At 66.5% G+C, this 13,541-nt stretch carries 13 protein-coding genes; 12 read left to right on the top strand and 1 reads right to left on the bottom strand.

What is annotated here, in order from left to right; all coding sequences use genetic code 11:
• Positions 1 to 9: 9 nt before the first annotated feature.
• Positions 10 to 645, bottom strand: a complete 636-nt coding sequence (locus tag AC5QAH_RS08080; protein ID WP_005408523.1) for a LysE/ArgO family amino acid transporter — start codon at positions 643 to 645, stop codon at positions 10 to 12.
• Positions 646 to 782: 137 nt separating this feature from the next.
• Between AC5QAH_RS08080 and AC5QAH_RS08075 the strand changes: the two genes are divergently transcribed.
• The 12 genes from AC5QAH_RS08075 (at position 783) to mdcH (ending at position 13,510) form a co-directional block, all read left to right on the top strand.
• Complete coding sequence (locus AC5QAH_RS08075) at positions 783 to 1,688, top strand: LysR family transcriptional regulator ArgP (RefSeq protein ID WP_010483397.1); 906 nt, start codon at positions 783 to 785, stop codon at positions 1,686 to 1,688.
• Positions 1,689 to 1,846: 158 nt separating this feature from the next.
• Positions 1,847 to 2,281 (top strand): tetratricopeptide repeat protein, encoded by a 435-nt coding sequence (locus tag AC5QAH_RS08070; protein ID WP_019336988.1) that lies wholly within the window; start codon positions 1,847 to 1,849, stop codon positions 2,279 to 2,281.
• A gap of 200 nt (positions 2,282 to 2,481) precedes the next feature.
• On the top strand, positions 2,482 to 2,928 hold the full coding sequence (locus AC5QAH_RS08065; protein ID WP_019336987.1) for a GNAT family N-acetyltransferase: 447 nt from the start codon (positions 2,482 to 2,484) through the stop codon (positions 2,926 to 2,928).
• 193 nt (positions 2,929 to 3,121) lie between these two features.
• Positions 3,122 to 4,810 carry a malate dehydrogenase (quinone) gene (gene mqo / locus AC5QAH_RS08060; protein WP_495232249.1) on the top strand — a complete coding sequence of 563 codons (1,689 nt, stop codon included), beginning with the start codon at positions 3,122 to 3,124 and terminating at the stop codon, positions 4,808 to 4,810.
• 325 nt (positions 4,811 to 5,135) lie between these two features.
• Positions 5,136 to 7,328 (top strand): TonB-dependent siderophore receptor, encoded by a 2,193-nt coding sequence (locus AC5QAH_RS08055; protein ID WP_495232248.1) that lies wholly within the window; start codon positions 5,136 to 5,138, stop codon positions 7,326 to 7,328.
• Positions 7,329 to 7,518: 190 nt separating this feature from the next.
• Positions 7,519 to 9,162 carry a malonate decarboxylase subunit alpha gene (gene mdcA, locus AC5QAH_RS08050; protein ID WP_241873769.1) on the top strand — a complete coding sequence of 548 codons (1,644 nt, stop codon included), beginning with the start codon at positions 7,519 to 7,521 and terminating at the stop codon, positions 9,160 to 9,162.
• 10 nt (positions 9,163 to 9,172) lie between these two features.
• The gene (gene mdcC, locus AC5QAH_RS08045) at positions 9,173 to 9,493 is read left to right on the top strand and encodes a malonate decarboxylase acyl carrier protein (protein WP_049434575.1); all 321 of its coding nucleotides are present in this window, start codon (positions 9,173 to 9,175) and stop codon (positions 9,491 to 9,493) included.
• Positions 9,490 to 10,398 carry a biotin-independent malonate decarboxylase subunit beta gene (locus tag AC5QAH_RS08040; RefSeq protein WP_049434573.1) on the top strand — a complete coding sequence of 303 codons (909 nt, stop codon included), beginning with the start codon at positions 9,490 to 9,492 and terminating at the stop codon, positions 10,396 to 10,398. Before mdcC ends, AC5QAH_RS08040 begins: the two co-directional genes overlap by 4 nt.
• A 2-nt stretch (positions 10,399 to 10,400) precedes the next feature.
• Positions 10,401 to 11,105: a biotin-independent malonate decarboxylase subunit gamma gene (gene mdcE / locus AC5QAH_RS08035; protein WP_054171258.1), complete on the top strand. Its 705-nt coding sequence runs from the start codon at positions 10,401 to 10,403 to the stop codon at positions 11,103 to 11,105.
• Complete coding sequence (mdcG, locus tag AC5QAH_RS08030; protein ID WP_241873768.1) at positions 11,098 to 11,739, top strand: malonate decarboxylase holo-[acyl-carrier-protein] synthase; 642 nt, start codon at positions 11,098 to 11,100, stop codon at positions 11,737 to 11,739. The genes mdcE and mdcG overlap by 8 nt, the downstream gene beginning before the upstream one ends.
• Positions 11,736 to 12,593 (top strand): triphosphoribosyl-dephospho-CoA synthase MdcB, encoded by an 858-nt coding sequence (gene mdcB, locus AC5QAH_RS08025; RefSeq protein ID WP_010483419.1) that lies wholly within the window; start codon positions 11,736 to 11,738, stop codon positions 12,591 to 12,593. Before mdcG ends, mdcB begins: the two co-directional genes overlap by 4 nt.
• Positions 12,590 to 13,510 carry a malonate decarboxylase subunit epsilon gene (gene mdcH, locus AC5QAH_RS08020; RefSeq protein ID WP_495232247.1) on the top strand — a complete coding sequence of 307 codons (921 nt, stop codon included), beginning with the start codon at positions 12,590 to 12,592 and terminating at the stop codon, positions 13,508 to 13,510. Before mdcB ends, mdcH begins: the two co-directional genes overlap by 4 nt.
• Positions 13,511 to 13,541 lie beyond the last annotated feature (31 nt).

Genomic DNA, 13,541 nt, shown 5'->3' with positions numbered 1-13,541 from the left:
TGCGCCGGGTCAGTGGACCCCGCGCACCGCCAACGTGAGGGCCAGGATGCTGAGGATCACGGCAATGGTGCCGTCGAGCACGCGCCAGGTACTGGGCTTGGTGAACAGCGGCGCCAGCAGGCGTGCACCCAGGCCCTGCGCGGTCAACCACAGGCAGCTGGCGGTGACCACGCCAGCGGCGAAGGCCATGCGGGCGTTGCCGAAGTTCTCGGCGATCGAACCGATCACCATCATGTCCAGCCAGAAGTGCGGGTTGATCAGCGAGAAACCGACCGCGGCCATCAGCACCGCGCGGCGGCTGCCGTCGTCACTGTCAGCCTCGCCCATGCCACCGCCACCGGCGATCGCACGGCGTGCCGACTTCATTGCGTACCAGGCCAGGAACGCGACACCCGTCCACAGCACGGCGGTGGTCAGCCACGGCAGTGCCGAGGTGAGCGTGCGCAGGCCGGCCACGCTGGCGAAGATGAAGATCGCATCGATGGCCGCACAGGTGGCAACCACCGGCACGATGTGCTTGCGCAGGATGCCCTGGCGCAGAATGAAGGCGCTCTGGGCCCCGACCACGGCGAACAGGCCGATGCCGGTAGCTGCACCAGAGAACCAGGCACCGAGGCCGGTGCTGGCGGAGATGACCGAGAACATGGGATTTACTGCCTTTACTTGCTTGGGGGACGGTGCCTCGCGAAGGCGGACAGCACCGGAACGGGCGCCATTGTCGCGCCGCAACATGAAAAAGACGAGCTAAACTTACTAAACCAACATTAGCGGAACTTAATTCGATGCGTATCGACCATGCCCAGCTGCGCGCCCTGGCCGCGGTGATCCGCGAAGGCAGCTTCGATCGCGCCGCACAGTCGTTGAATGTCACGCCCTCGGCCATCTCGCAGCGGGTCAAGGCGCTGGAGGACCGGGTCGGCCGCCTGCTGGTCAAGCGCGGCACTCCGGCCACCGCCACCGCCGAGGGCCAGGTGCTGGTGCAGCTGGCCGAGCAGACCGCCCTGCTCGAACACGATGCCCTGCACCGTATGGGCCTGGCCGACGAGGACCTGCCCCAGGCAAGCATCCCGGTGGCGGTGAACCACGACAGCCTGGAGACCTGGTTCCCGCAGGCCGCCTCGCAGTTCGCGCAGAGCACCGGCACCACGCTGGACCTGCGCGTGGAAGACCAGGACCACACCGTCGAACTGCTGCGCCAGGGCACGGTGCTGGGCGCGGTGACCACCCTGGATGAGCCGGTGCAGGGCTGCCAGATCCACGCGCTGGGCAGCATCCGCTACGCGGCGACCTGTACCCCCGAGTTCCGCGAGCGCCATTTCGCCAAGGGCGTAACCGCGCAGGCGCTGGCGCAGGCCCCGGTGCTGGTATTCAACCGCAAGGACGAAATGCAGTCGCGCTTCGCCCGGCGCATGGCGGGCGACGACCTGCCCAGCACCGCGCCGACCTGGTGGATTCCGTCCACCCGCGCCTTCGTGCAGGCCAACCTGGGCGGCATGGGCTGGACCATGAACCCCTTGCCCTTGGTCAAGCGGCATCTGGACGCCGGGCGACTGGTCTACGTGCGCCAGCGCGCGTGGGAAGACGTGCCGCTGTACTGGCAGCATTGGAAGGGCGACGTGCAGACCATGGCCCTGCTGACCCGCGCGGTGCTGGATGCCTCCTCCGCGCTGGTCCGGCGCAAGCGCTGAGCTGGCCTCCCAGGGGATGTAGATCTTGGTCGGCACCTGCTTTCGGCTCACGCGGCCAAAATTCGAGGCAATTGCGACACCGAATAGCGCAATTGCCAGCCGACAGATGCACTTGTTTTACGTAGGCTGGAAAGCTTGCCAATTGTGAGTCAAACCGAATGGAACTTCCTGACGAAATCTATGAGCGGGTCACTGACCTCTCAGAGCAGGGAAACGTCCTCATGGATGCCGATGACCATGCTGGCGCGACTCGGTGTTGGCTGCAGGCTTTAGAAGCGTTGCCAGCTCCTGCCAAGGATTGGGAGGCCTACACGTGGCTCTGTGCTTCACTTGGAGACGCGAGCTTTCTTTCCGGTGACGTAGTGACCGCCCTGAAGTACTTCATGGATGCATTGAATGGTCCGGACGGGCATGCCAATCCCTTCATCCTGTATCGCGTTGGCCAATGCAACGAACTTCTGGGGCAGCGGGATCGAGCCCTTGAGTACCTGCTCAGGGCGTATGCATTGGATGGCGAGGACATATTCGACGCCGACGATGAAGGTGGGAGGTACCTTGCCTTGCTGCGACAGGAGGGCCTCACTGCGCCCTAATACCACCAGGGCAGGTAAGCGTTGGGAATGCATCGCTTGATAGTCGGGAGTTGTCGAGCCCGGGCCATGGAGAAGTGGGGTCGAAATCGACTTAATCCCCTCCGTCCCCTTTTTGCTCCATCCAATCTCCACGCAACCTCCACACCGGGTCCATGCGTGATGCGGATACTGGTCGGCCGATCACTGCAAGGATGCCCTGCATGCCTGTATTCGTCCGCGATGCGCGCCCCGAAGATGCCGCCGCCTGCATCGACCTGCGCGGGCGCACCCGCGAGAACGCCTTCAGTGCCGCCCAACTGGCGGAACTGGGCATCACCGAGGACAGCTGGGCCGCCGGCATCGCCCAAGGCGATTCGATCGGCCGCGTCGCCTGGGAGGGCGAGCGCATGGCCGGTTACTGCTTCGCCGACCGCGACAGCGGCGAGGTGCTGGTGCTGGCCCTGCTGCCGGACTACGAAGGCCGCGGCATCGGCCGCCAACTGCTGCAGGACGTGGTGAGCCTGACCCGCGATGCCGGCCACCGGCGGCTGTTCCTGGCCTGCTCGGCCGACCCGCGATCGCGCTCGCACGGCTTCTACCGCCGCCTGGGCTGGCGCCCGACCGGCGAGATCGACGACGCCGGAGACGAGATTCTGGAGCTGGTCTGATTGAAGGCGTCGCCAGGCATGACTTGGCGCTATGGGTGACGGGGCCGCGAAAGGCCGGATGCTGCGTTGCATCAAAAAAGGACCGGAACCGGTTAGAATCGCGCCAGGATGTTGCAAGGCGTTGTTTCTTCACGCCCTTTCCCTGCTTCATGCGCATCCTGACCTCCTCCCCTCCGCCAACGATCCCGCCCCCATGAAGAAATTTGGCAAGGCCCTGCTCGCCCTGCTCGTGCTGCTGTTGCTGGCCGCCGCGCTGTTCCTGTACTGGCCGCTGACCCAGCGCTCGGTGCCCGCCGCCAGCAACGACAAGCCCGTCGACGTTGTGCTGGTCGGCGCCGGCATCATGAGCATCACCCTGGCCACCTACCTGCAGGAACTGCAGCCGGACTGGAACATCCAGGTCTACGAACGCCTCGACGGCGTCGCCGGTGAAAGCTCCGATGGCTGGAACAACGCCGGCACCGGCCACTCGGCGTTCGCCGAACTGAACTACACCCCGGAACTGCCCGACGGCAGCATCGAGACCAAGCGCGCGGTCGGCATCGCCGAATCGTTCGAGGTCTCGCGCCAGTTCTGGTCGCACCAGGTCAAGCAAGGCCGGCTGAGCCAGCCCAGCGACTTCATCAACCCGACCCCGCACATGAGCTTCGTCTGGGGCGATGACAACATCGCCTACCTGCACAAGCGCCAGCAGGCCCTGGTGAAGAATCCGCTGTTCTACGGCATGCAGTACTCGGAAGATCCGGCGCAGATCAAGCAGTGGGCCCCGCTGCTGATGGAAGGCCGTGACCCGAAGCAGAAGGTTGCCGCGACCTGGATGCCGCTCGGCACCGACGTCAACTTCGGCGTGATCACCCGCCAGCTGACCACCGGCCTGCAGCGCAGCCCGAACTTCAGCCTGCATCTGAACCATGAAGTGAGCGCGCTGCGGCAGAACGCCGACAAGAGCTGGAACGTGACGGTGAAGGACCTCAAGGCCGGCACCGAATCCACCACCCACGCACGCTTCGTGTTCATCGGTGCCGGTGGCGCCGCGCTGAAGCTGCTGCAGATGTCGGGCATTCCGGAATCGAAGGACTACGCCGGCTTCCCGGTCGGTGGCCAGTTCCTCGCCTTCCAGGGCCAGGACGTGACCTCGCGCCATGGCGTGAAGGCCTACGGCATGGCCGAGACCGGTTCGCCGCCGATGTCGGTGCCGCACCTGGATGCGCGCAAGCTGGACGGCAAGCCGGTGGTGCTGTTCGGGCCGTTCGCGCTGTACAGCACCAAGTTCCTCAAGCACGGCTCGTGGTGGGACCTGTATTCCTCGGTCACCCACAACAACGTCGGCCCGATGCTGGAAGTGGGCAAGGACAACCTGGACCTGGTGCAGTACCTGATGGGCCAGGCACGCCTGAACGATGCCGACCGCCAGGCCGAGCTGGTCAAGTACTTCCCCAATGCCAAGCCGGGTGACTGGAAGCTGGTCACCGCCGGCCAGCGCGTGCAGATCATCAAGCGCGATCCGCTGAAGGGCCCGGTGCTGCAGTTCGGTACCGAGATCGTGACCGACAAGGACCACACCCTCGCGGCCCTGCTCGGCGCCTCGCCGGGTGCGTCGACCTCGCCGCCGATCATGCTGGACCTGATGGCCAAGGCCTTCCCGGACCAGATGAAGGCCGGTTGGGAAGCGCGCCTGCGCGAGATCGTGCCGTCGTACGGGCGTAAGCTCAACGACAGCGCCGCGCTGGTCAACGAGATCCGCACGCTGACCAGCCAGACCCTGCACCTTCCCTACCTGGAAGTGCCGGTGGATGCCAACGCGGCAGCACCTGCACCGGCCGCAATTCCGGCTCCGGTCAAGGAAAAGCGCAACGCCAACGAGGAACTGCAGGCGCTGTAAGCCCGCCGTTTCCTTTCGACGCACACGGACGGCCACCTTTGGGTGGCCGTTCGTTTTTGGGGCGGCTCCCTGCTGTAGAGCCGAGCCCATGCTCGGCTCCAGCACAAAGCAGCCGAGCATGGGCTCGGCTCTACAGAAGGCGATGCCTGGTGCCGGAAAGCCGATGCACGATGACGCGAATTGTAATGTTGTTAAGAATTATTTACATTTGCGTCCTACGCAGTGACCGCGCCCCTCCCAGATGGACCTGATGTGCCCGAAGCCGCCGCCCCGGGTACTGGACGACTGCTGCCGCCCTTCCCCGCTTCCAAGCCTCGAGCCCACCATGTCCCTGACCCTGCGTAACCGCCTGCCCCGCCGCGCGCTGCTGCCGGCTGCCCTGCTTTCGTCGCTGTCCCTGCTGGCCGCGCCCAGCGCGTTCGCCGCCGCCGATGGCGCCGCCGATGCCAAGACCCTGGACCGGGTCAGCGTCCGTGCCGAGCAGTCCGCTCCGCCATCCAGCACCACCCGCCTGCCGATCACGCTGCAGGAAACCCCGCAGTCAGCCACTGCGATCAGCCTCAAGCGCCTGCAGGACGAATCGCTGTTCAGCATCAACGATGTGATGCGCAACGTCACCGGCGTCAGCGTGTCCTTCTATGACACCCAGCGCCCGCTGTACTACGCGCGTGGCTTTGCCATCACCGACTTCCAGGTCGATGGCATTCCCACCTACAGCGGCTCCACCAACCAGGAATACGACACCGCCTTCTACGACCGCATCGAAGTGATCCGCGGCGCCAACGGCCTGCTCAGTGGCGCCGGCGTGCCGTCGGCCACGGTCAACCTGCTGCGCAAGCGCCCGGGCAAGGAGTTCGATGCCTCGTTCGCGGTCAGCGCCGGCAGCTGGGACTATCGGCGCATGGAGGCAGACGTGACCGCGCCGCTGACCGATGACGGCCGTTTCCGCAGCCGCGTGGTCGCCGCCTATACCGATCGTGGCCTGTATTACGACCGTTACGACGAGAACAAGATGGCCGGCATGGCGGTGCTGGAAGGCGACGTCACCGACAGCACCACGATCACCCTCGGTTACCAGAGCCAGGACAACAATCCCACCGGTTCAACCTGGGGCACCGTGCCGTTCTTCGACAACCAGGGCAACTTCGCCCACCTGCCGCGTTCGACCAACCTGTCGCCGAAGTGGAGCTACTGGAAGCGCGAGAGCAACACCGCGTTCGCCAACCTGGAACAGCGCTTCGGTGACAACTGGCTGCTGAAGATCAACACCGCCTACACCCGTGGCAACGTGCAGAACGTGCGCCTGTACGGCACCGGCAACCCGGACCCGGTGACCGGCTCGGGCATCTTCCTGCGCGCGGCCGCCGGTGATTCCAAGGACACCCGTCGCAATGTCGATGCCTACCTGTCCGGCAGCTTCGACCTGTTCGGCCGCGAGCACGACCTCACCGTTGGCGCACAGTGGTCGGACCTGGAAGGCACCACCAACACGCTTGCACTGAACTTCCCGAACGACTGGGCACGCTGCAGCGGCGAGCGCTGCTACTACATTCCCAACGTGTACAACTGGAACGGCGACATCTCCGAGGTGACCTACCGCCGCACCGGCGCGCGCCGCGTGGCCAAGACCACGCAGAGTGGCGTCTATCTGGCCACCCGTCTGCGCCTGGCCGATCCGCTGTCGCTGATTGCAGGCGCGCGCCTGAGCCGCTGGGAAACCCTCAGCCGCTCGTACAACGCCGCAGGCGCCTACACCGGCACCAGCGGTGCGTACAAGGTGAGCGATGAAGTCACCCCGTACGTGGGCCTGGTCTACGACATCACTCCGAACGTGTCGGCCTATGCCAGCTACACCGAGATCTTCAACCCGCAGAACTTCAAGGACCGCAACGAGAACCTGCTGGCACCGGTGCAGGGCTCGAACCTGGAAGCAGGCATCAAGACCCAGTGGCTGGATGGCCGCCTGACCGCCAATGCCGCCGTGTTCGAGGCCAAGCAGGACAACTACGCGGTGCGCGACATGGGCGTGCCGGAAGGTTCGCTCAGCGATGGCACCTCCGCCTACGTCGGCGTCAACGGCACCAAGGCGCGCGGCTGGGAGATGGACGTCAACGGCGAGATCCTGCCGGGCTGGACGGTCAATGCCGGCTACACCCACGTCAAGGTCACCCGAGCGGCTACCGACCTGCTGTACGCCAATCCGCCGAAGGATCTGTTGCAGCTCAACACCCAGCTGCAGCTGCGCGGCGCGCTGGAACGCCTGAGCGTTGGCGGCGGCCTGCAGTGGCAGAGCAAGGTGCAGGGCTACAACATCGCCTACCCGCTGGGCGGCACGGTCACGATGAACCAGCCGGCCTACATGCTGGTGCAGTTCAATGCCAACTACCGCATCAGCGACAGCTGGACCGCAACGCTGAGCGTGCGCAACGCACTGGACAAGACCTACTGGGCGAATCTGGACTACAACAACTACGGCGAACCGCGCTTCGTGTCGGCCAGCCTGCGCTGGAAGTTCTGAGCCACCCGCGAACCGGTGGGTGCCTGGTGGGTGCCGACCGTTGGTCGGCACGCCCTCCGCCACGACCCACCGTCGTGGCCTACCTGAATGGGCCCGCCTTCGTGCGGGCCCTTCTTTTTGCTGCACTGCAGGTTGCACCCCTCTTCATAATTATGCCGTAATTACATCGACACCAATCGGAAGCCGGTCGATGAACCCGAGCTGGGATACGTTGGAACGCAGCCGCCAGGCCCGCCTGGAACGTGCCGCGCCGTGGGCCCGGGGACGCGAGGTCGCCGCCACCGATGTGGGCGAGCTGCTGCACGCACTGCTGGAGCCAGGCGACAAGGTCTGCCTGGAGGGCAACAACCAGAAGCAGGCCGACTTCCTCGCCCAGGCCCTGGCCGACCTCGACCCGGCACGGGTGCATGACCTGCACATGGTGCAGTCGGTGTTGTCCCTGCCCTCGCACCTGGATGTATTCGAGCGTGGTATCGCTTCGAAACTGGACTTCTCGTTCTCCGGCCCGCAGTCGGTGCGGCTGGCCAACCTGGTGGCTGAAGGGCGCATCCAGATCGGTGCCATCCACACCTACCTGGAACTGTTCGGCCGCTACTTCATCGACCTGACCCCGCGCGTGGCCCTGGTCGCCGCGCAGGCCGCAGACCGCCACGGCAACCTCTACACCGGCCCGAACACCGAAGACACGCCGGTGATCGTCGAAGCCACCGCCTTCGGTGGCGGCATCGTCATTGCCCAGGTCAACGAAATCGTCGACACCCTCCCCCGCGTCGACATTCCCGCTGACTGGGTCAACTTCGTGGTACAGGCACCGAAGCCGAACCATATCGAACCGCTGTTCACCCGCGACCCGGCGCAGATCTCCGAGATCCAGGTGTTGATGGCGATGATGGCCATCAAGGGCATCTATGCCGAGTACGGCGTCAACCGCCTCAACCATGGCATCGGCTTCGATACGGCGGCCATCGAACTGCTGCTCCCCACCTACGCCGAATCGCTCGGCCTGAAGGAAAAGATCTGCCAGCACTGGGCACTGAACCCGCATCCGGCGCTGATTCCGGCCATTGAATCGGGCTTCGTGAAGTCGGTGCACTCATTCGGTTCGGAACTGGGCATGGAGAAATACATCGCTGCGCGAGGCGATGTGTTCTTCACCGGCGCCGATGGCTCGATGCGTTCCAACCGCGCGTTCTCGCAGACCGCCGGCCTGTATGCCTGCGACTTGTTCATCGGTTCCACACTGCAGATAGACCTGCAGGGCAACAGCTCTACCGCCACCCGCGATCGCATCGCCGGCTTCGGCGGTGCACCGAACATGGGCTCGGATGCACGTGGTCGCCGCCATGCCAGCGACGCCTGGATCAAGGCCGGGCAGCAGGCCGCGCGCCCGGGCGAGATGCCGCGCGGGCGCAAGCTGGTGGTGCAGATGGTGGAGACCTTCCGCGAGCACATGGCGCCGGCCTTCGTTGAACGTCTTGATGCCTGGGAACTGGCCGAACGCGCGGACATGCCACTGCCGCCGGTGATGATCTATGGTGACGACGTCAGCCACGTGCTGACCGAGGAAGGCATCGCCAACCTGCTGCTGTGCCGCACGCCGGAAGAACGCGAGCAGGCGATCCGCGGCGTGGCCGGCTACACCGCCGTCGGCCTCGGCCGCGACCGCGCGATGGTGGAAAACCTGCGCGACCGCGGCGTGATCCGCCGTCCCGACGACCTGGGCATCTCTGTGCGCGATGCCAGCCGTGACCTGCTGGCGGCGCGTTCGGTGAAGGACCTGGTGCGCTGGTCCGGCGGACTGTACGACCCGCCCAAGCGCTTCCGCAACTGGTAAGGGGCTGAGCATGGAAACCCTCGACTATCGATTCGAAGGACACACTGCGGTGCAGTTTCCGCGCGATGCGGTGCTGGTCGGCGTGCTGGCCTCGGGCAACCTGGAAATCCTTCTGGAGCCGGCCGCACTGGACGGCGCAATGACGGTGCGCATCATTACCGCCGCGCAGGGCTTCGGCAACGTGTGGCAAGCGGTGATCAGCGACTTCGCACAGCGTCATCCGCTGCGCGATGTACGCATCTCGATCAACGATGCGGGTGCGACTCCAGCGGTGGTCAGCCTGCGACTGGACCAGGCCGTGGAAACCCTGCTTGCTGGAGATGCACGATGAACCGGACGCAGCGCCACAGTTACTACGAAGCCGATGCGCGCGAGCGCATCGCCGGGTTGATCGACGCGGGTTCGTTCCGCGAATTCCTCGGCCCGGCACGGCGGATGATGAGCCCGCATCTGGCACAGCTCGACCAGCCCGCGGCGTTCGACGACGGCATCGTTGTTGGCGAAGCCGCACTGCGCGGCCGACGCGTGCTGCTGGCCGCACAGCAGGGTGAATTCATGGGCGGCGGCGTGGGCGAAGTGCATGGCGCCAAGTTGACCGGGCTGCTGCGCCGTGCGGCGGCAACCCGCCCTGACGGGGTGCTGCTCCTGCTCGACACCGGCGGCGTGCGCCTGCACGAAGCCAATGCAGGGCTCATCGCCATTTCCGAGATCATGCGCGCCACCCTGGACGCGCGTGCAGCGGGCGTGCCGGTGATCGCGCTGATCGGCAGCGGCAACGGCGCCTTCGGCGGCATGGGCATCGTGGCCCGCTGCTGCAGCACGGTCATCATGTCCGAAGAGGGACGCCTGTCGCTGTCCGGGCCGGAAGTGATCGAGACAGTACGCGGTGTGGAAGAGTTTGATTCCCGCGATCGTGCGCTGGTCTGGCGTGTAACGGGAGGCAAGCACCGCTACCTGATCGACCAGGCGCAGGTGCTGGTTCCCGATGCCATCGAGGCGTTCGCGCAGGCGGCATTCGATGCGCTGCAGCCCGATACCTGCAGCACCGATTCAGATACTGCACTGGCCGCGCTACAGGAACGTCATGTGGCATTGAAGGCGCGCGTGCAGGCCTGGAGCGATTGCCGCGATGGCCTGGAGATCTGGGCGCGGCTGGGCATTCCCCACCCCGAACGCCTGCCACTGCTCGACACCGATGAGTTCCTCATCGCCACCGCCGACCGGAGCCTGCCATGAGCATGCAACTGCAGAGCCTGCTCGATGCCCTGTTCCCGCAGGGGCATGCCATTGCGGTGAACGATTCGGTGCTGACCGGCAGCGCTACCACCGAAGACGGCGAGGTGACCGTGATCGGTACCGCCGACAAACTCGAAGTCGGCGTGGACCACGCACTGGCACTGGCCGGGACGGTGCTGGCCAGCACCCGCGCACATCCTCAGCGGCCGATCGTGATGCTGGTGGATACCGCCGGCCAGCGCCTGGCGCGGCGCGACGAACTGCTTGGCATCAATGGCTGTTTCGCGCATCTGGCACAGACGCTGGATCTCGCGCGTCGACGCGGCTCGCGGCTTGTTACGCTGGTCTATGGTGAATCCGTCAGTGGCGGCTTCCTCTCATTCGGCCTGATGGCCGACTACATCCACGCCCTGCCCGATGCACAGGTGCGGGTGATGGACCTGCGCGCGATGGCACGGGTGACCAAGCAGCCGCTGGAGAAACTGCAGTCGCTCAGCCAGACCTCACCGGTGTTCGCGCCGGGCGTGGAAAACTACGTAGCGATGGGTGCGGTGGACTCGATCTGGAACGGCAACCTGGCCGCCCACCTGCTGCAGGCACTGCGCACGCCCGCCGATGGCGACCGCCGCGCCGTGCGCGGAGCCGAACGTGGCGGGCGCATGCTGGCCGCACGCGTGGCTGCTGCCGTGAGCCAGGGCGATGCCTGAGCGGCTGCCCCGCCATACGCTGGTCTGGCTGTCAGCGCACGCCGGCTGGCAGGCGGACATTGCCGCGCATGAGTCGCGCTTGGCCGATTGGTTTGCGCAGGGCCGGCCGGCCATCGTCGCGCGACGTGCCGCCGATGATGCGGACCCGCGCCTGCGTCTGGGCGTGCCGCTACCGCCCGTCGAGGGCAAACTGCGCCTGGCCCTGCGCGTACCAGCACACGATGTGCTGCGCACCGCGCCGCCGCCGACACTTCAGACGGTGCTGGAAGGCGACGTTCCACAGGACTGGCAGCGGCCCCTTGAAGTGCTGCAGAACATCGCTGGGGCGCGCGTAATCGGTGCCTTCGCGTGGCAGCACCTCACTGGCCTGCGCTATGTGCACGCGCGCTCGGACGTCGATCTGCTGTGGCCGATCGACACCACCGCGCAGGCCGATGCCCTGGCTGCACGGCTACAGGCATGGGAAGCCGAACACGACCGGCGGGTCGATGGCGAGCTGTGCCTGGGCGGCGATGCCGCCGTGAACTGGCGCGAGTACGCCGGACGCAGCCGCGAGGTACTGGTCAAGCGCCTCGATGGTGCCGCACTGGAACCACGCGAGGCATTGTTCGCCTCCGCCGGGGTGAGCTCATGAACGCCGTCGTGCAACCGGCGGTCAGGCCGGCAGCTGCCGTGGACACCGCGCGTCTGGGGCGCCTCGCCGTCGCCAGCCTGCATGCGGAGCTGGCGCTGGCGCCCAAGCCCGGACTGGTCACCCCCTTCGACACCGGCAGCCATCACGACATGGACGCCGGCACGTTCCTACGCAGCCTGTTCGCGCTGCGCCACTATTTCACCGCCGTGGCATACCTCGGTGCAGCCGGGGCGGACTTCGACGCCTTGCGCCGGTGTGGCATCGCCGCCGAAACCGCGATGCTGCGCGCGACCGCCGGCATCAATACCCACCGTGGCGCGGTCTTCAGTCTCGGCCTGCTGGTGGCGGCCGCCGCGGCCTGTCGCTCCCACCTGGGCCATGCCGCCACGGGTGAGCAAGTCTGCCAGGAAGTGCGCCGTTGGGCTGCCGAGCTCGCCGGCGCACCTCTGGATGCGAACAGCCCTGGCCAGCGCGCGCGCGCGCGGCACGGCGTGCAAGGTGTGCGCGAACAAGCGGCCACCGGCTACCCGCTGCTGCGCGACGTGGCACTGCCTACCCTGCGCCACGCACTGGCCAGCGGCCTGCCACGCGAGGCCGCGATGTGCCAGACCCTGATGCAGCTGATCGCGTGCGTGGATGACCTCAACCTGCTGCACCGTGGCGGCGCCGACGGCCTGCGCTGGGCCCAGCGGCAGGCGCGCCGTTTTCTGCGGGACGGCGGTACCTTCGTACCCGGCTGGCAGGCACGCCTGCACGGCATCGGTGAGCGCTTCGTCGCACGCCGCCTGAGCCCTGGTGGCAGTGCTGATCTGCTTGCCTGCAGCTGGTTCCTGCTGCAGCAGGAGGGCGTATGAGCCTTGCCCTGCTCTGCCCCGGGCAAGGCGCGCAGCACGCCGCGATGTTCGAGCGCGTGCGCGATCTGCCTGCCGCGCACAACGTACTTGAGGCTGCCAGCGCAGTGCTTGGACGCGATGTGTTCGCGGCGGCCGCTGACGAATCGCGCTTCGGCAATGCGCTCGCACAGCCCCTGCTGTGTGCAGCCAGCCTCGCGCACTGGCAGGGACTTCGCGAAGCAGTGCCAGCGCCGGTGCTGGTGGCCGGCTACAGCATCGGTGAACTGGCGGCGCATGTGGTTGCCGGCAGCGTTGATGCGAGCACCTGCCTGAGCCTGGCCGCGCAGCGCGCGCGGCTGATGGATGCCGCCAGCCCTGCCGATGCAGGCATGCAGGCCGTGCTGGGGCTGGAGCGCCATACCCTGCAGCCGCTGTGTGATGCACACGGCGCACATGTGGCCATCGCCAACGGCCGCGATCACTTCATCGTCGGCGGCACGCAGGCCGCTCTGCAGGCGCTGGCCGATGACGCTCGCGCGCAGGGTGCGGAGGTCCGCCCGCTGCCGGTGCATGTGCCCGCGCATACGCCGCTGCTCCGCTCTGCTGTCGCAGCGTTCGCCGCCGCACTCGATGCCTCGGCGCTGCAGGGCCCACGCCTGCCGCTGCTGGCCGGCATCGATGCGCGTCCGGTGCGGGATCGCGCAACGGCGGTCCACACGCTGTCGTTGCAACTGGCGCAGACCATCGAGTGGGCGCAGGTGATGCGCCAGGCCTACGAGCGCGGTGCGCGGGTGTTCCTGCAGCTGGGCCCGGGCAATGCCTTGGCCCGCATGGTCGCGTCCGATTATCCGTGCTGCGAGGTGCGCGCGGTGGAGGAATTCCAGAGCCTTGACGGCGCGGCGGGCTGGGTCCGCAACGCGCTGGAGCGGCTGCAGTAACGGGTTCGAGCAGTACGCAACACGCAGTACG

The sequence above is a fragment of the Stenotrophomonas sp. YJH_SMC_43 genome, from assembly GCF_059372535.1.
This window is presented reverse-complemented; position numbering and strand designations above follow the sequence as displayed.